Consider the following 18,399-nt stretch of genomic DNA (forward strand, 5'->3'; position numbering starts at 1 on the left):
GGTTCGCTGCAGTGCTGATCTGTGGGAGCGGGATTGCCCGCGACAGGGCCGCCATGGACTTACGCCATCAGACGCCCGCGCGATCCAGCAGGTACTGGGTCAGCAGCGGAACAGGACGGCCGGTGGCACCCTTGTCCTTGCCACCGCTGACCCATGCGGTACCGGCGATGTCCAGGTGGGCCCAGCTGTAGTTCTTGGTGAAGCGCGACAGGAAGCAGCCCGCGGTGATGGTGCCGGCTTTAGGGCCGCCGATGTTGGCGATGTCGGCGAACGGGCTGTCCAGTTGTTCCTGGTACTCGTCGAACAGCGGCAGTTGCCAGGCGCGGTCGTCGGCACGCTTGCCAGCGTCGAGCAACTGGCCGACCAGATCGTCGCTGTTGCCCATCAGGCCCGACGTGTGGCTGCCCAGGGCGACGATGCAGGCGCCGGTGAGGGTGGCGATGTCGATCACCGCCTGCGGTTTGAAGCGCTCGGCATAGGTCAGCGTGTCGCACAGCACCAGGCGGCCTTCGGCGTCGGTGTTGAGGATCTCGACGGTCTGCCCGCTCATGGTGGTGACGATGTCGCCCGGGCGGGTTGCGCCGCCGCTGGGCATGTTCTCGGCGCAGGCCAGCAGGCACACCAGGTTGATCGGCAACTGCAGCTCGAGCACCGCACGCAGGGTGCCGAACACGCTGGCGGCGCCGCCCATGTCGTACTTCATTTCATCCATGCCGGCACCGGGTTTGAGGCTGATGCCGCCGGTATCGAAGGTGATGCCCTTGCCGACCAGCACGAACGGCTTGTCGGTCTTCTTGGCACCTTGGTATTGCATGACGATCAGGCGTGGCGGCTGATCGCTGCCCTGGCCTACGGCGTAGAACGCGCCCATGCCCAGGTCCTTGATCTTCTTCTCGTCGAGCACTTCGACCTTGAGGCCCTTGTGCGCCTTGCCCAGTTCCTTGGCCTGCTCGGCGAGGAAGCTCGGGTGGCAGACGTTTGGCGGCAGGTTGCCCAGGTCGCGGGTCAGGCTCATGCCGGTGGTGAGGGCGGTGGCATGCTTGACCGCACGCTCGACGTCAGCCTGGCCGGCTTTGTCGGCGAGCAGGGTGACTTTCTTCAGGGCGCGCGGTTCGGCCTTCTGGCTCTTGAAACGGTCGAACACGTAGCTGCCGTCGAGCAGGGTTTCGGCCAGCAGGCGATATTTGCCGTAATGACCGTCGCGGTTGGCCACGGCGATGTCGTCCAAGGCCAGCACGGCGTCACCGCCTGCCAGGTTGCGCAGCACCCCGGCAACGCTGGCGATCAGCTTGCGCCAGGCGCGATCGCCCAGGGCTTCATCCTTGCCGCTGCCAACCAGCAGCACGCGCTCGGCCTTGAGGCCTGGCAGGCTCTGCAGCAGCAGGGTCTGGCCCGGCTTGCCGGCCAGGTCGCCGCGCTTGAGGATAGCGCTGATGGCGCCATCGGTCGCCTGATCAACGGCCTTGGCCACGGTGCCAAGCTTGCGGCCTTCGCCGACCGGCACGACCAGGGTGGCGGTTTTCACGGATGCTGCGGCTACGGTCTTTACAACCAGTTCCATGTCAGGGTCCCCGAATGATCTCTGTTGTTGGCCACTGCCGCAGGGTGAGTGCGACAGGCCTGGCCGCGTGCTTGCGTGCCAGTTGAAAAGCGGCCAGTTTGAGCCTGCCGCCGCCTTGCTGACAACCCCGGTCTATGCTTTTGCAGGGCAGCGCCTGCTTCAATGGCGGGGCTTTGTCGCACTTTTACGGTCATGACGTCCGCTGTCATGCGCCGCCAAGTGACAGGCGCGCCCAATCACAGGATAATGCGCGCACTTTTACATGGAGGTTCGCTTGAGGCGAACCGGCATAGGTCTTGGCTTTACTCAGTCATTGTCTGGCAATCCGCCCCTGACAACCCAGGAGTGTCTGGTTTGATCGTCTTTCGTTATCTGTCCCGCGAGGTCCTGGTGACCTTGAGCGCCGTCAGCGCAGTGCTGTTGGTGATCATCATGAGCGGGCGCTTCATCAAATACCTGGCCCAGGCGGCCCAGGGTGCGCTCGACCCGGGCGTGCTGTTCCTGATCATGGGCTTCCGCCTGCCGGGCTTCCTGCAACTGATCCTGCCGCTGGGCCTGTTCCTCGGTATCCTGCTGGCCTACGGGCGCCTGTATCTCGAAAGCGAGATGACCGTGCTCTCGGCCACCGGCATGAGTCAGCAGCGTCTGCTGACGCTGACGCTGGCGCCGGCTGCGCTGGTTGCGCTGGTGGTTGCCTGGCTGAGCTTGAGCCTGGCCCCCCAAGGTGTGGCCCAGGTGCAGAAGATCATCGCCCAGCAGGATGCCCTGACCGAGTTCGATACGCTCGTGCCGGGTCGTTTCCAGACCCTGCGTGACGGCACGCGCGTCACCTACACCGAGCAGATGTCCGACGACCGCGTCAATCTGGGCGGGGTGTTCATTTCCGAGAAGCGCTTCAACCAGGACAAGACCAAGGACCGCGCACCGTCGGTGCTGGTGGCGGAAAAAGGCCATCAGGAGGTGCAGCCTGATGGCAACCGCTACCTGATCCTGGAAAACGGTTACCGTTACGACGGCAACCCCGGCCAGGCCGACTATCGGGCGATCAAGTACGACACCTACGGTGTGCTGCTGCCCAAGCCTGAGGTCAGCGAGGAAGTCACCGAGCGTGAAGCCATCCCGACCACCGACCTGTTCGGGCATGACGGCCTGCGTGAGCGCGCCGAACTGCAATGGCGCCTGTCGCTGCCGCTGCTGGTATTCATCGTGACCCTGCTGGCCGTGCCGCTGGCCAAGGTCAACCCGCGCCAGGGCCGCTTCCTCAAGTTGCTGCCGGCGATCCTCCTGTACATGGCCTACCTGACGATGCTGATTTCAGTTCGCGGCGCCCTCGAGAAGGGCAAGTTGCCGATCTCCCTGGGCATCTGGTGGGTGCACGCGTTGTTCCTGCTCATCGGCCTGGCGCTGATGTACTGGGAGCCGCTGCGCCTGAAGATGGCCGCGCGCCGTGCGGGGGTGGCCCATGGTTAAGATCGACCGCTATATCGGCCAGAGCGTACTGCTGGCCATCCTGGCCGTGCTGGGAATCATCCTCGGCCTGGCCTCGCTGTTCGCCTTCATCGACGAGATGGGCGATTTGAGCGATACCTATACCCTGCTCGACGCCGGCAGCTACGTGCTGCTCACCGCGCCGCGTCGGCTGTATGACATGCTGCCGATGGCTGCGCTGATCGGCTGCCTGATCGGCCTGGGCAGCCTGGCCAGCAGCAGCGAGCTGACCATCATGCGTGCTGCGGGCGTGTCCATCGGTCGTATCGTCTGGGCGGTGATGAAGCCGATGCTGGTGCTGATGCTGGTCGGTCTGCTGATTGGCGAATACGTCGCACCGGTCACCGAGAACAAGGCCCAGGCCGAGCGCTCGCTGGCGCAGGGCGGTGGTGAGGCGCAAAGCTCCAAGCGCGGCATGTGGCACCGCCAGGGCGAAGAGTTCGTGCACATCAACTCGGTACAGCCCAACGGCTTGCTGCTCGGTGTGACCCGCTACCGTTTCGACGAACAACGCAAGATCGTCGCTTCCAGCTTCGCCCGTCGCGCGCTGTACCAGGATCAGCGCTGGGTGCTGCACGACGTCAGCACCACGTTCTTCCGTGGCGACCACACCGAAGTGGTGCAGGCACCGGAAGAAATCTGGGACGTGTCGGTGACGCCGGAATTGCTCAATACCGTGGTGCTGCCTCCCGAGTCGTTGTCGATCACCGGGTTGTGGGAATACATCCACTACCTGGCCGACCAGGGCCTGAACAACGCCCGTTACTGGCTGGCGTTCTGGACCAAGATCCTGCAACCCGCGGTGACCGCTGCACTGGTCCTGATGGCGATTTCCTTCATCTTCGGTCCGCTGCGCTCGGTGACCCTGGGGCAGCGCGTGTTTACCGGCGTGCTGGTGGGCTTCGTGTTCCGCATCGCCCAGGACCTGCTGGGGCCGTCAAGCCAGGTGTTCGGCTTCCCGCCGCTGTTGGCGGTGGTGATTCCAGCCGGGATCTGCGCACTGGCCGGTGTGTGGTTGTTGCGTCGGGCAGGGTGATGAGCCAGGCGTGAATGAGAAAGCCGACCCCAGGGTCGGCTTTTTTGTGGCTCGAAGTTGGCTTTATCGCAGCCCAGGGTCATTTCTTCTGCTTCGGAATCCGCACCAACTGGGTTTCCGAGTAGATGTCATGCCAGCTGCGCTTGCGCTTGTCGATCAACGACCAGATGAACCCCAGCCCCAGGCACAACCACGAAGCAATAGACACCACGAAGCGCAACAGCGCCTGCCACAAACTGATCGCGCTGCCGTCGGCATTCTGTACACGCACGCCCCACACCTGCATGCCCAGGGTCTGGCCGCCGTGGGTCCAGAACTTGGCAAAGAAGCCGAACAGGGCAAACAACAGGACGGTGGACAACAGCGGATCGCCATCGAGCGCGCCGGCGTCGGTCAGCTCACGCATGCGAGCCTCGCCGATGATCGACATCTGCACCAACTTGTAGAGACCTGCCGTGACGATCAGCAGGGCGGTGCACAGGAGGAAGTCATAGAACATTGCCGCCAGACGGCGCCCCAGGCCTGCGGGCGGGAAATCGCCCTGGGGGGTGAGAGAACGCTTGGACATGCAGGAGGGCTCCGGGTGGAAAGTCCTCATTCTATGAAATTGCAGGCACAAAAAAGCCCCTGCGCGTCAACGCAGGGGCTTTTTCACAGAAATCAGCCTTCTGCTTGTACTTCGTCAGCCTGCATGCCTTTCTGGCCCTGCACTGCAACGAAGGTGACTTTCTGGCCTTCTTTCAGGCTCTTGAAGCCGTTGCCTTGGATGGCACGGAAGTGAACGAACAGATCCGGACCGCTCTCTGGGGTGATGAAGCCGTAACCTTTCTCGTCATTGAACCACTTGACGGTACCGTTCTGACGCTCAGCCATTTTCTTATTTCCTATGAATCTTTAGATAGTGATTTCAGTTTCTTTCGCATCACAGGCGAAAGAGTACTGGGCTGGGTTGCAGGAAAGTAAGAGACGTCGAACGGGTTGTAGCAAATTGCGGCTACTGGCCCAGGTCACGAACTGTTGCGACCCATGCAAACACAGTGAGAAGACTCTACGCCAACTCCAGCGACAAAAACAAGCCCCGCACGGTGCAGGGATCAAGGCTTTTGCCGATTACCGACAAAATTGTCGGAAACGGCATGGCGCCTGGCCTGGCGCCATGTTCAAAAGTTATTGCGCAGGTTCGTAATCGAATAAGCGCGCTGTTGTGAGATTGCTTTCAACCTCGGTAGTAACGTTGCGCCACGAAAGGCATTTTGCTGACTTTCAGGGCAACTTGTTTGCCGCGCACGACCGCAAACAACGGCGTTTCCAGCGCGGCATGTTCGTTATCGACATACCCCATTGCCACGGGTGCGCCGAGGGTCGGGCCGAAACCACCGCTGCACACCTTGCCGACCGGCGTGCCGTGCGCATCGACAATCTCGGCGCCCTCACGAACCGGCGTGCGCTCCTGTGGCAGCAGGCCCACACGTTTGCGGCTCACGCCCTGCTGCTGTTGGGCAAATACGCGGGTGGCGCCTGGGAAACCACCGGCCCGTGCTCCGTCGGCGCGACGAACCTTGGAGATCGCCCACAACAGGCTGGCCTCGATCGGCGTAGTCTCGGTGTCCATGTCGTGGCCGTACAGGCACAGGCCGGCTTCCAGGCGCAGCGAGTCGCGGGCACCCAGGCCGATCGGCTGCACCTCAGGCTCGGCCAGCAGGCGTCGAGCCAAGGCTTCGGCAGCAGTGGCCGGTACCGAGATTTCGTAGCCGTCCTCGCCGGTGTAGCCCGAGCGGCTGACGAAGCAGTCCTCCCCCAGCAACTGCAGTGGGCGGAACTGCATGAAGGTCATGCCGGCCACTTCCGGCGCCAGGCGCTCCAGCACCTTGACCGCAGCCGGGCCCTGCAAGGCGAGCAGGGCGCGCTCCTCGAACAAAGGCTGGATCTCGCAGCGCTGGCCGATGTGCTTTTGCAGGTGAGCCAGGTCCTGATCCTTGCAGGCGGCATTGACCACCAGGAACAGTGTGTCGTCGCCCAGGTTGGCCACCATCAGGTCGTCGAGGATGCCTCCTTGCTCATTGGTGAACATGGCGTAGCGCTGCATGCCCACCGGCAGGTCGATGATGTCTACTGGCACCAGGCTTTCCAAAGCCTTGGCCGCGTCGCTGCCACGCAGCACGATCTGGCCCATGTGCGATACATCGAACAGACCGGCCTGCTCGCGGGTATGCAGGTGTTCCTTGAGCACCCCCAACGGATACTGCACGGGCATGTCGAAGCCTGCGAACGGCACCATGCGCGCGCCCAGCTCCAGGTGAAGGGCGTGCAGCGGGGTCTTGAGCAACGTATCGGACATCGGTAACTCCTTGGTTTTTGTTCGGGTCAACATTCGATGATGTTGACGGCCAGACCGCCGCGGGCGGTCTCCTTGTACTTGCTTTTCATGTCGGCGCCGGTCTGGCGCATGGTGCGGATGACCTTGTCGAGCGAGACGAAGTGCTGCCCGTCGCCGCGCAGGGCCATGCGCACGGCGTTGATCGCCTTGACCGAGCCCATGGCGTTGCGCTCGATGCAGGGCACCTGGACCAGCCCACCGATCGGGTCGCAGGTCAGGCCCAGGTTGTGTTCCATGCCGATCTCGGCGGCGTTCTCCACCTGTTGCGGGGTGCCGCCCATGACTTCGCAGAGGGCGCCCGCCGCCATCGAGCAGGCCACCCCCACTTCGCCCTGGCAGCCGACCTCGGCGCCGGAAATCGAGGCGTTCTCCTTGTAGAGGATGCCGATGGCGGCCGCGGTGAGCAGAAAACGCACCACGCCGTCTTCGCTGGCGCCGGGAACGAAACGCATGTAGTAGTGCAGCACCGCCGGGACGATACCCGCCGCGCCGTTGGTCGGTGCGGTGACGACGCGTCCGCCATAGGCGTTTTCCTCGTTGACCGCCAAGGCGTAGAGGTTGACCCAATCGAGTACCGACAGCGCATCGCGCAGGCTGGCTTCCGGGTGTCGGCTGAGCTGGCGGTGCAAGGCAGGGGCGCGGCGCTTGACCTTGAGGCCGCCCGGCAGGATGCCCTCATGGCGACAGCCCGCTTCGACGCAATCCTGCATGACCTGCCAGATGCGCAGCAGGCCGGCTCGGGTTTCCTGTTCGGGGCGCCAGGCGGCTTCGTTGGCGAGCATCACCTGGCTGAACGACAGGTGCTGCTCGACGCAATGGCCGAGCAGTTGCCTGGCCGTCGTGAAGGGGTAGGGCAGGGCGGTGTTGTCTTCGACGATGCGGTCCTGGCCGGCTGCGTCCTGGTCGACGACGAAGCCGCCGCCTACCGAGTAGTACTCGCGGCTGCGAATCTGCAGCCCGGCAGCATCGAAGGCACGAAAAATCATGCCATTGGGGTGGTAGTCAAGTGGCTTGCGGATCATCGCCAGGTGCTGTTTCTCGACGAAGTCGATCCGGTGTTCGCCAAGCAGGTGCAGGTGGCCGCTGGCGCGGATTGCCTGCAGGCGTTCGGGGATGGATTCGGTGTCGACGGTGTCGGGGTGTTCCCCCTCGAGCCCCAGGAGCACAGCCTTGTCGCTGCCGTGACCCTTGCCGGTCGCACCGAGCGAGCCGTAGAGCTCGGCCTTGACGCTGGCCGTGCTGGCCAGCAGGCCATCGCGGCGCAAGCCCTCGGCGAAGCGCGCGGCGGCACGCATCGGGCCGACCGTGTGCGAACTGGAGGGGCCGATGCCGATCTTGAACAGGTCGAAGACGCTGAGTGACATGCTGACCTCCTGCCAAGTTCGGCGGGTTGATGAGGAGAGCCTGTGGGAGCGGGTTTACCCGCGAATGCGGCGGTGAGTCCAACATTGCATTCGCGGGTAAACCCGCTCCCACAAGGCCAAGAAGCTATCAGACGTCCTGATAGCTCTCGATCGACGGGCAGGCGCAGACCAGGTTGCGGTCGCCGTACACGTTGTCGACCCGGCCGACCGGTGGCCAGTACTTGCTCTCGACCAGGCTCGGCAGCGGATAAACCGCCTGCTCGCGGCTATAGCCGTGGGACCATTCGCCGACCAGTTCCGCCGCGGTGTGCGGGGCGTTCTTGAGCGGGTTGTCGTCCTTGTCCAGGCTGCCGTTCTCCACGGCGCGAATCTCTTCGCGGATCTGGATCATCGCATCGCAGAAACGGTCCAGTTCTTCCTTGGACTCGCTTTCGGTCGGTTCGATCATCAGCGTGCCCGCCACCGGGAACGACATGGTCGGAGCATGGAAGCCGAAGTCGATCAAACGCTTGGCCACGTCATCGACGCTGATGCCGCTGGTGTCCTTGAGCGGACGCAGGTCGAGGATGCATTCGTGGGCGACCAGGCCGTTGCCACCGGTGTACAGCACAGGATAGTGCTCTTCCAGGCGACGGGCGATGTAGTTGGCGTTGAGGATCGCCATCTGCGACGCACGCTTGAGGCCTGCGCCACCCATCATGCGAATGTACATCCAGGTGATCGGCAGGATGCTGGCGCTGCCGAACGGTGCAGCGCAGACCGCACCGGCAGTGTTTTCCAGCGCGGCATGGCCGGGCAGGAACGGCGCCAGGTGCGACTTGACGCCGATCGGGCCGACGCCCGGGCCGCCACCACCGTGGGGGATGCAGAAGGTCTTGTGCAGGTTGAGGTGCGACACGTCGCCACCGAACTTGCCCGGAGCGCACAGGCCGACCATGGCGTTCATGTTGGCGCCATCGATGTACACCTGGCCGCCGTTGTCGTGAATGATCGCGCAGATCTCGCCGATCGCTTCCTCGAACACGCCGTGGGTCGAGGGGTAGGTGATCATGATCGCGGCCAGGCGCTCGCGGTGTTCGAGGGCCTTGGCGCGCAGGTCGTCGATGTCGACGTTGCCCCGGGCGTCGCAGGCGGTGACCACCACGCGCATCCCGGCCATGTGTGCGGTGGCCGGGTTGGTACCGTGTGCCGACGACGGGATCAGGCAGATGTCGCGGTGGCTTTCGCCGCGGCTGCGGTGGTAGGCGCGGATCGCCAGCAGGCCCGCGTATTCGCCCTGGGAACCGGCGTTGGGCTGCAGCGACACGGCATCGTAGCCGGTGGCGGCGCAGAGCATGGCTTCAAGCTCGGTGGTCATCTGCAGGTAGCCCTGGCTCTGCTCGGCCGGGGCGAAGGGGTGCAGGTTGCCGAACTCGGCCCAGGTGACCGGAATCATTTCGCTGGCAGCATTGAGCTTCATGGTGCACGAGCCCAGCGGGATCATGCTGCGATCCAGCGCCAAGTCCTTGTCGGCCAGGCGGCGCAGGTAGCGCATCAGTTCGGTTTCGCTGTGGTAGCGGTTGAACACCGGGTGCTCGAGGATCGCCGATTGGCGCATCAGTGCAGCTGGCAGGCGCGGGCTGTGGTTGGCGGCGAGGGTAGCGAAGTCCGGCAGCGCCTGGCCATTGGCGAACAATGCCCAGAGCGCCTCGACATCTGCCTGGGTGCTGGTTTCGTCCAGCGACAGCCCCAGGTGTGCGGTGTCGACCTGGCGCAGGTTCAAGCCCTTGGCGCGCGCTTGCTCGTGCAGGTTGGCGGTGGCGGCACCGGTGGCCAGCGTCAGGGTGTCGAAGAATTCACCGGTAACGACCTTGGCGCCGAGCTTGGCCAGACCCACAGCGAGAATCGCGGTGAGGGCGTGGGTACGTTCAGCGATGCGCTTGAGGCCCGCCGGGCCATGGTAGACGGCGTACATGCTGGCGATGTTCGCCAGCAGGACCTGCGCGGTGCAGATGTTGCTGGTGGCCTTTTCGCGGCGGATGTGTTGCTCGCGGGTTTGCATGGCCAGGCGCAGTGCGGTCTTGCCGAAGCGGTCGATCGAAACGCCGACCAGGCGGCCCGGCATGTCACGCTTGAACGCATCCCGGGTGGCGAAGTAGGCCGCGTGCGGGCCGCCGAAGCCCAGCGGTACGCCGAAGCGCTGGGCACTGCCGATGGCCACATCGGCGTCGAATTCGCCCGGAGGGGTCAGCAGGGTCAGGGCCAGCAGGTCGGCGGCCACGGCCACCAGGGCACCGGCGCCGTGCAGACGCTGTACCAGCTCGCGGTAGTCGAACACATCACCGTTGCTAGCCGGGTATTGCAGCAGGGCGCCGAAGAAGGCGCTGACATCGCCCAGTTCACGCTCGTCACCGACCACGACCTCGATGCCCAGCGGCTCTGCACGGGTACGCAGCACATCGAGGGTCTGCGGGTGGCAATGCACGGAGGCGAAGAAGGCATGGCTGCCCTTGTTCTTCGACAGGCGTTTGCAGAAGGTCATGGCCTCGGCAGCGGCGGTGGCTTCGTCGAGCAGCGAGGCGTTGGCGATCGGCAGGCCGGTGAGGTCGCTGATCAGGGTCTGGAAGTTCAGCAGCGCTTCCAGGCGACCCTGGGAGATTTCCGGCTGGTAAGGGGTATAGGCGGTGTACCACGCCGGGTTTTCCAGAAGGTTGCGCAGGATCGGCGCTGGCGTGTGGGTGTTGTAGTAGCCCTGGCCGATGAAGCTCTTGAACAGTTGGTTCTTGCCGGCGATCGCCTTGAGGGCGGCGAGGGCAACGGCCTCGCTCTGGCCGTCGGCGTCACCGAGCACGCTGGTGCCCTTGATGCTGTCGGGAATGACGGCGGCGGTCATGGCGTCGAGAGAGTCGAAGCCCAGGGTGGTCAGCATGGCCTGTTCGTCGGTGCTGCGTGGGCCGATGTGACGGGCGATGAATTCGTTGGCGGTGCCGAGGTTGATGGTCATGGTCATGGTCCTCAGGCGTCGTCGTTGGCTTTGAGCAGGCGGTCGTAGGCATCCTGGTCGAGCAGGGCGGTCACCTCGCTCATGTCTGCAGGAACGAAGCGGAAGAACCAGCCTTCGCCCAGCGGGTCTTCGTTGACCTGCTCAGGTTTGTCGTTGAGACCTTCGTTGACCGCGACCACTTCACCGGTCAGCGGCATGTACACGCCGCTGGCAGCCTTGACCGATTCGACGGTGGAGGCTTCGGCGCCTTTTTCATACTGCTGCAGGTCCGGCAGTTGCACGAAGACCACATCGCCAAGGGCGTTCTGGGCATAGGCGGTGATACCTACGGTGACGCTGCCGTCAGCTTCGACGCGCAGCCATTCGTGATCTTCGGTGAAACGCAACTCGCTCATGGGAAATCCTCGGGAAGCAGGGCGTTGGGCGCGGTTGGTCCGCGCTCTTGAGGTTGGGTTTTCCTTAGCAAGAATGTGGCCATGTGAGTAAAAGCATTGAAATTCAATGGCTTGACTGCTTATCCAGAAAGATTTTCCCTGGCAATGGAATGAAATCAATACAGGCTGGGATGCCGGGAAAAGGATTGTCTGATCAAACCCTTGTGGATGTGGACGCAGAACGCTCCGTATCGATATCAATACGATGTATTAATATCGATACGGAGCGTTCAAGGTCATGCGCCAGTGAAAAACGGCAGCGCCAGGTACAGTTTGATCACGATGACGTTGACGATATCAATGAAGAACGCCCCCACCATGGGCACGACGAGAAAGGCGATCTGCGAAGCGCCGTAGCGCTGGGTCACGGCTTGCATGTTGGCGATGGCAGTGGGCGTGGCGCCGAGTCCGAACCCGCAATGCCCGGCTGCCAATACTGCTGCATCATAATTGCGCCCCATGACCCTGAAGGTGACGAAGATCGCGAACAGTGCCATGACCAGCGTCTGTACACCCAGCAGGATGAGGAAGGGCAGCGCCAGGGCGGCCAGGTCCCACAGTTTCAGGGACATCAGCGCCAAGGCCAGGAACAGCGATAGCGCGACGTTGCCCAACACCAGAACTTCGCGCTCGAACACCTGGTACAAGCCCCCGGCGGACAGCCCGTTCCTCAGCACGACACCTACGAACAGCACGCAGACGAACGTCGGAAGTTCGAACGGTGTGCCGCGCAACAGGCTGTTCAACAGAGTGCCTGTCAATAGGCTGATCGAGATCAGCGCCAGGCTTTCGATCATCGAAAACGGGGTTATCAGGCGTTCCTTGTTGGGCTGTTCGAAGCCTTTCGGCACGCGCGGCGTTTCCGGTTCCAGCCCTGGGGGCTGGACGCGGCTGACCAGCAACCGTGCTACAGGGCCACCGATCAGCCCGCCCAGCACCAGGCCGAAGGTGGCAGAGGCCAGGGCCAGTTCGCTGGCCGAAGCCAGTCCGTACTGAGTGCTGAAGGTCGAGCCCCAGGCAGCGCCGGTGCCATGACCACCGGATAGAGAAATCGAGCCCGCCAGTAGCCCCATGAGCGGATCGAGGCCCAGTAGCTGGGCGAGGCTGATGCCGATGGCGTTCTGCACCAGCAGGAATCCGGTGACGACCAGCAGGAACAAGCCGACGCTGCGCCCACCTCGTTTCAGGCTGCTGATATCGGCGCTCAGCCCGATTGTGGCGAAGAACGCCAGCATCAATGGCGCTTGCAGGGTGGTATCGAACTGGATGTGCACGCCAACCGCGCGCAACGCCAGTAGCACCAGCGCGACCACCAGGCCGCCAGCTACCGGTTCGGGAATGTTGTAGGTGCGTAGAAATCCGACGCGGGCGACAAGACAACGTCCAAGTAGAAGTACCAGTGAAGCGGCCACGAGAGTGCCGTAGAAGTCGAGCTCGAGCATTGAAAACCTACTCATTGTCACTTTGAAAGAGGTGCTCCTGGGCACTCTTTCGAGCGTGCGCAGGGCCTTTCGAAGAGGCACCCGGAGCACGCGTGCGGTCAAACGGCCGACATTCTAAGTGGCACGCGCCTGGGGCGAGGCGTAGGGAAATTCTGAAGATGCCGAGCTGCTCGGGCGCTGATGGGCCTTAGTTTCTGCCTGGAATCCCGTATTTGCGCAGCCGCTGCGCAATCGCGGTATGCGACGTCTGCAGCCTTCCCGCCAGCTGCCGAGTCGAAGGGTAGCTCGCATACAGGCGCTGCAGCAGCTCGCGCTCGAAGTCGCCCACTGCCTGCTCCAGGCTGCTCACCTCGCCATCCTGGCCACGTGCCACCGAGGTACCGGCGATATCCAGGTCACCGATATCCACCAGGTTGCTCTCGCAGATTGCCGCCGCGCGGAAGATCACGTTCTGCAACTGGCGCACGTTGCCTGGCCAGGGGTTGGCCAGCAGTGCCGGATGGGTGGCTGGGGTCAGGCGGCACGGAGGGCGCTGGATCTGCGTGCAGGCCTGCTGCATGAAGAAGTGCGCCAGCGACAGGATGTCCTGGCCGCGTTCGCGCAGCGGCGGGACCTGCAGGTTGAGCACGTTCAGGCGGTAGAACAGGTCTTCGCGGAAGGTGCCTTCGGCGACCATGCGTTCGAGGTCGCGGTGGGTCGCGCTGATGATACGCACGTCCACCTTCACCTCACGGTCGCCACCGACCCGGCGAAAGCTGCCGTCGCTGAGAAAGCGCAGCAGCTTGGCCTGCAGGTAGGGCGACATCTCGCCGATCTCGTCGAGAAACACCGTGCCCTGGTTGGCCAGTTCCATCAGCCCTGGCTTGCCGCCACGTTGTGCGCCGGTGAAGGCGCCCGGGGCATAGCCGAACAGTTCGCTCTCGGCCAGGCTTTCGGGTAGCGCGGCGCAGTTCAGTGCGAGGAAAGGTGCTGCGTGACGACTGCTGATGGTGTGGCAGGCGCGGGCCACCAGCTCCTTGCCGGTGCCGGTCTCGCCGTGCACCAGCAAGGGCGCATCGAGTGTGGCGACGCGTAGGGCGCGGGCCTTGAGGGTGCGGATCGCCGGGGAGTCGCCGAGCAGGGCATCGAAGCCTTCGGCGTGATCATGGTGCAGCGCCGAGAGACGTTCGCCCATGCGATTGGGCGGATACAGGGTGAGCAGGCCGCCGGCGTTGGTGATCGGCGTTGCATCCAGCAGCAGGCTCTGGCCATTGAGCTGCATCTCGCGCATCGGCAAGTGGAAGTTGTTGTCGAGCAAGGCCTGGAGCAGCCCGCTGTCGCCAAACAGCTCGCCCACCGAGCGACCGGCCGATTCGCGTCCGCACAGGGCGATCAGCGCCGGGTTGGCCAGCAGCACCTTGCCAGCGCTGTCCACCGCCAGTACCGGGTCGCTCATGGCCGCGAGCAGGGCGTCGAGTTGCAGGTGGCGGCGCTGGCCGGGGAGGATATCGACCACTTCCACCGACTGCACGCCGCGCACCTCGAACAGCGCGTCGTGCAACTCTTCGAGCACGGCGGGGCTGAGCGTGGGAGCGTCGATGTAGACGTTCGGTGGCACCATCTCCACGGCATCGAGGTTGAGGTTGCGGGCACCGAGCAGGGCCAGGACTTCCTGGGTGATGCCGACGCGGTCGATGAAGCTGACGTGGATGCGCATGGGGGCAACGGGCGTGGGGGAAAGGGCGCAGTATGCCATTGGCCAGGGGGAAGGCCCAATCGCGGCGCAAGTCGGTGCGCCGAACCGCCGCTTGCACAGGTATTCCAGCGTGCCTGTGCGAGCGGGCCTGCTCGGCGGTGGCGGTATCAGGTATTACCCAGGTGTTCAGGCTTGATCGGATCCCCGGACTTCACGTCCAGCTTCTGGCGGATGTCGTCGAACATATGGTCGTAGAGCTTGTGCGGCGAGCCCAGGTTTTCGAATTTCTTCGGCGCCGGCAGGTACGACTGGGCCTTGCGGCTCAACTGCATGAGAAAGCTCGGCAGTACCTGGTCCTTGGCCAGGAAGAACTTCTCGTCGACAGACTTGCCTTCGATGCTGCCATGCATGCGGAACTGGATACCGCGGCCTTCCGTGGGATCCTGGGTGGCTTCGTACTCGATGTTGAGGTCGTAGCTGTGGTCATTCTTGTTCAGCGCCGTGCGCTCGATATGAACATGACCAGGATGGTACTGGGCCATGATGGCGTCCTCCGGAAGGTTGAAAATGGCCGGCGCCGTGCACCGGCCAACTGCACTCAACGGTAGCTGATACCTGGCTTGGCGGTCGACACCCGCGTACCGGCAGTGCCCTTGACGATCTCTTCGATGTTTTCCAGCGAGCTGATCACCGCGACCTTGCCCGTGTTGCGGGCGAAATCGCAGGCGGCCTGCACCTTCGGCCCCATCGAACCCGCTGCGAAGCCGAGTTTTTCCAGCTCGTCAGGATGCGCCTGGGCAATGGCTTTTTGCGTCGGCTTGCCGAAATCGATGTAGGCGGCATCGACATCGGTGGCGATGATCAGCAGGTCGGCGTCCAGTTGCTCGGCCAGCAGCGCCGAGCACAGGTCCTTGTCGATCACCGCCTCGATGCCTTTGAGCTTGCGGTTTTCGTCGTACATCGTGGGGATGCCGCCGCCGCCGGCGCAGATGACGATGCTGCTTTTTTCCAGCAGCCACTTGATCGGGCGGATCTCGAAGATGCGCTTGGGTTTGGGGCTGGCGACCACGCGGCGGTACTTGTCGCCGTCGGCCTTGACCACCCAGCCTTTCTCCTTGGCCAGGCGCTCGGCCTCGTCCTTGGCGTAGACCGGGCCGATGAACTTGGTCGGATCCTTGAAAGCCGGGTCGTTGGCGTCGACCTCGACTTGCGTCAGCAGGGTGGCGAAGGGCACCTCGAAGTCGAGCAGGTTGCCCAGCTCCTGTTCGATCATGTACCCGATCATGCCTTCGGTCTCGGCACCGAGCACGTCCAGCGGGTAGGCTTCGTCGGGCTTGTAGGCCTGGCCCTGGAGCGACAGCAGGCCGACCTGCGGGCCATTGCCGTGGGCGATGACCAGTTCGTTGCCGGGGTGGATCTTGGCGATCTGCTCGGTGGCAGTGCGGATATTGGTGCGCTGGTTGTCGGCAGTCATTGGCTCGCCGCGGCGCAGGAGGGCGTTGCCGCCCAGTGCAACAACGATACGCATGGGGAAATGTCCTTCAGAAAATGTTCAAGGGTCGGGCAAGGCCTGTGGGAGCGGGTTTACCCGCGAAGCCAGCGACGCGGTGCATGGCACCGGCTATGCCGGTGTTCGCGGGTAAACCCGCTCCCACAAAAGCCCGCCCCTGCAGGGGTTGCCGTCAGAGATCAGCCAGGGTCGATACCAGGATCGCCTTGATCGTGTGCATGCGGTTCTCCGCTTGCTCGAAGGCGATGCACGCTGGCGACTCGAACACGTCATCGGTCACTTCGATGCCGTTGGCCAGGTGCGGGTATTTCTCGGCGATCTGCTTGCCGACCTTGGTCTCGGAGTTGTGGAACGCCGGCAGGCAGTGCATGAACTTGCTGCGCGGGTTACCGGTGGCTTTCATCAGTTCCTTGTTCACCTGATAGGGCAGCAGTTGTTCGATGCGCTCGCCCCAGGCATCCACAGGTTCTCCCATCGACACCCAGACGTCGGTATGGACGAAATCGACGCCTTTGACCGCCGCCTTCGGGTCTTCGGTCAGGGTGATGCGCGCGCCGCTTTCCTCGGCGTACTGCTTGCAGCGCTGCACCAGGTCGTCATGCGGCCACAGCGCCTTGGGCGCGGCGATACGCACGTCCATGCCGAGCTTGGCACCGATCAGCAGCAGCGAGTTGCCCATGTTGTTGCGCGCATCGCCCAGGTAGGCGTAGCTGATGTCGTGCAGCGGCTTGTCGCTGTGTTCGCGCATGGTCAGCACGTCGGCGATCATCTGGGTTGGGTGGTATTCGTCGGTCAGGCCGTTGAACACCGGCACGCCGGCGAACTTGGCCAGTTCTTCGACGATCTCCTGCTTGAAGCCGCGGTACTCGATGGCGTCGTACATGCGCCCGAGCACGCGGGCGGTGTCCTTCATGCTCTCCTTGTGGCCGATCTGCGAGGAGTTGGGGTCGATGTAGGTGACGTTGGCGCCCTGGTCGTAGGCGGCGACTTCGAAGGCGCAGCGGGTGCGGGTCGAGGTCTTCTCGAAGATCAGCGCAATGTTGTTGCCCTTCAGGTGCTGCTGCTCGGTGCCGGTGTACTTGGCGCGCTTGAGATCGCGGGAGAGGTCCAGCAGGTAGCGCAGCTCACGGGTCGTGTGGTGCTCGAGGCTGAGCAGGTTGCGATTGTGGATGTTGAACGCCATGACAGTGTCTCCTTGAATGCGGTGAGTGCCCGGCCCACGCCTCGTAAGCGTGGGCCGGATCGAGGGCGTTAGTAGTCGATAGGGTCGCGCACGATCGGGCACGTCATGCAGTGGCCGCCGCCGCGGCCTCGGCCCAGTTCACCGGCGCTGATGGTGATGACCTCGATCCCGGCCTTGCGCAGCAATGTGTTGGTGTAGGTGTTGCGGTCGTAGCCGATGACCACGCCTGGCTCCAGGGCCACCACGTTGTTGCCGTCATCCCATTGCTCGCGTTCGGCGGCGAAGCTGTTGCCGCCGGTCTCGACCACGCGCAGCTTCACCCCGAGCTGCTCGCCGACCACCTCGATGAACGACTTGTTCTCACGGCGTACATCCATGCCGTAGGGTTTGCTTTCGTCGGGGCGGATGATGAAGGGCACGATCTCGCGCACCACTTCCGGGAAGACCGTGACCAGGTCGCGGTCGCAGAAGCTGAACACGGTGTCCAGGTGCATCGCGGCACGCGACTTGGGCAGGCCGGCGACGATGACTTTTTCCACTGCGCCCTTGGCGAACAGGTTCTGCGCCAATTGGCCAATGGCCTGGCGCGAGGTGCGCTCGCCCATGCCGATGAGCACGATGCCCTTGCCGATCGGCATGACGTCGCCGCCTTCCAGGGTGGCGCTGCCGTGCTCCTTGTCAGGGTCGCCGTACCAGACCTGGAAGTCGGCGCCGGTGAATTCCTTGTGGAACTTGTACACGGCAGTGGTCAGCAAGGTTTCCTGGCGTCGTGCCGGCCAGTACATCGGGTTCAGCGTGACGCCGCCGTAGATCCAGCAGGTGGTGTCGCGGGTGAACTGGGTGTTGGGCAGGGGCGGCAGGATGAAGCTGGAGTGGCCGAGGTAGTCGTTGTACATCTTCACCACATCGGCGCCTTCGCTCTGCGGCAGGTCCTGGCCGGCCACGCCGCCGATCAGGAACTCGGCCAGGTGGCGCGGATCGAGGCCTTCGAGCCAGCTGCGCACTTCATTGGTCAGGCCAACGCCGACGGTATTGGGGGTGATCTTGCGATCGAGGATCCAGGCCAGAGCCTCCTTGTTCTGCACGATGTCGGTCAGCAGGTTGTGCATTTCCAGCACATCGACGCCGCGCTCGCGCATCTTGGTGACGAAGTCGAAATGGTCACGCTTGGCCTGGTCGACCCAGATCACATCGTCGAAGAGCAGTTCATCGCAGTTGCTGGGGGTCAGTCGCTTGTGCGCCAGTCCCGGGGCGCAGACCATCACCTTGCGTAGCTTGCCGGCTTCGGAGTGCACGCCGTATTTCTGTTTTTCCGTGGACATGATGATTCCTCCAATCATACGAAG

Annotated in this window: 15 protein-coding genes; 2 read left to right on the plus strand and 13 right to left on the minus strand. The window is 63.5% G+C overall.

All coding sequences use genetic code 11. The features are described 5' to 3' along the window. Nucleotides 1–67: 67 nt before the first annotated feature. Nucleotides 68–1,561, minus strand: coding sequence for a leucyl aminopeptidase (locus ACTYOL_RS05380; RefSeq protein ID WP_444757637.1), 1,494 nt, complete (start codon nt 1,559–1,561; stop codon nt 68–70). A 354-nt stretch (nt 1,562–1,915) separates the two neighbouring features. Here ACTYOL_RS05380 and lptF point away from each other — a divergent pair, with 354 nt between their 5' ends. Continuing rightward, nucleotides 1,916–3,031, plus strand: coding sequence for an LPS export ABC transporter permease LptF (gene lptF, locus ACTYOL_RS05385; RefSeq protein WP_153772659.1), 1,116 nt, complete (start codon nt 1,916–1,918; stop codon nt 3,029–3,031). Further along, the gene (gene lptG / locus ACTYOL_RS05390; RefSeq protein WP_054895506.1) at nt 3,024–4,085 is read left to right on the plus strand and encodes an LPS export ABC transporter permease LptG; all 1,062 of its coding nucleotides are present in this window, start codon (nt 3,024–3,026) and stop codon (nt 4,083–4,085) included. Before lptF ends, lptG begins: the two co-directional genes overlap by 8 nt. A gap of 79 nt (nt 4,086–4,164) precedes the next feature. On the opposite strand, the gene ACTYOL_RS05395 is transcribed toward lptG, so the two are convergent. From ACTYOL_RS05395 to arcA, 12 genes are all read right to left on the minus strand, one after another. Then, nucleotides 4,165–4,653 (minus strand): RDD family protein, encoded by a 489-nt coding sequence (locus tag ACTYOL_RS05395; protein WP_153772658.1) that lies wholly within the window; start codon nt 4,651–4,653, stop codon nt 4,165–4,167. A gap of 92 nt (nt 4,654–4,745) precedes the next feature. Beyond that, entirely contained in the window at nt 4,746–4,958 is a 213-nt protein-coding gene (locus ACTYOL_RS05400; RefSeq protein WP_046854299.1) for a cold-shock protein, read from the minus strand. Between the two features lie 343 nt (nt 4,959–5,301). Further along, nucleotides 5,302–6,423 (minus strand): glycine cleavage system aminomethyltransferase GcvT, encoded by a 1,122-nt coding sequence (gene gcvT / locus ACTYOL_RS05405; RefSeq protein ID WP_125930665.1) that lies wholly within the window; start codon nt 6,421–6,423, stop codon nt 5,302–5,304. A gap of 26 nt (nt 6,424–6,449) precedes the next feature. Further along, complete coding sequence (locus ACTYOL_RS05410; RefSeq protein ID WP_054895509.1) at nt 6,450–7,826, minus strand: L-serine ammonia-lyase; 1,377 nt, start codon at nt 7,824–7,826, stop codon at nt 6,450–6,452. Nucleotides 7,827–7,953: 127 nt separating this feature from the next. Next, nucleotides 7,954–10,809 carry an aminomethyl-transferring glycine dehydrogenase gene (gcvP, locus tag ACTYOL_RS05415; protein WP_444757638.1) on the minus strand — a complete coding sequence of 952 codons (2,856 nt, stop codon included), beginning with the start codon at nt 10,807–10,809 and terminating at the stop codon, nt 7,954–7,956. 11 nt (nt 10,810–10,820) lie between these two features. Then, nucleotides 10,821–11,204, minus strand: a complete 384-nt coding sequence (gene gcvH / locus ACTYOL_RS05420; RefSeq protein WP_200603924.1) for a glycine cleavage system protein GcvH — start codon at nt 11,202–11,204, stop codon at nt 10,821–10,823. A 275-nt stretch (nt 11,205–11,479) separates the two neighbouring features. After that, nucleotides 11,480–12,685, minus strand: coding sequence for a sodium/glutamate symporter (gene gltS / locus ACTYOL_RS05425; protein WP_200603925.1), 1,206 nt, complete (start codon nt 12,683–12,685; stop codon nt 11,480–11,482). Nucleotides 12,686–12,872: 187 nt separating this feature from the next. After that, nucleotides 12,873–14,381 carry a sigma-54-dependent transcriptional regulator gene (locus tag ACTYOL_RS05430; protein ID WP_065863229.1) on the minus strand — a complete coding sequence of 503 codons (1,509 nt, stop codon included), beginning with the start codon at nt 14,379–14,381 and terminating at the stop codon, nt 12,873–12,875. Between the two features lie 146 nt (nt 14,382–14,527). Next, on the minus strand, nt 14,528–14,902 hold the full coding sequence (locus ACTYOL_RS05435) for a DUF5064 family protein (RefSeq protein WP_444757639.1): 375 nt from the start codon (nt 14,900–14,902) through the stop codon (nt 14,528–14,530). Between the two features lie 56 nt (nt 14,903–14,958). Next, complete coding sequence (gene arcC, locus ACTYOL_RS05440) at nt 14,959–15,888, minus strand: carbamate kinase (protein WP_054895514.1); 930 nt, start codon at nt 15,886–15,888, stop codon at nt 14,959–14,961. A gap of 154 nt (nt 15,889–16,042) precedes the next feature. Next, entirely contained in the window at nt 16,043–17,053 is a 1,011-nt protein-coding gene (locus ACTYOL_RS05445; protein WP_054895515.1) for an ornithine carbamoyltransferase, read from the minus strand. A 68-nt stretch (nt 17,054–17,121) separates the two neighbouring features. Further along, the gene (arcA, locus tag ACTYOL_RS05450; RefSeq protein ID WP_054895516.1) at nt 17,122–18,375 is read right to left on the minus strand and encodes an arginine deiminase; all 1,254 of its coding nucleotides are present in this window, start codon (nt 18,373–18,375) and stop codon (nt 17,122–17,124) included. Nucleotides 18,376–18,399 lie beyond the last annotated feature (24 nt).

It is taken from the genome of Pseudomonas sp. A014 (assembly GCF_052378495.1).
GTDB classification, from domain to species: Bacteria; Pseudomonadota; Gammaproteobacteria; order Pseudomonadales; family Pseudomonadaceae; genus Aquipseudomonas; species Aquipseudomonas machongensis.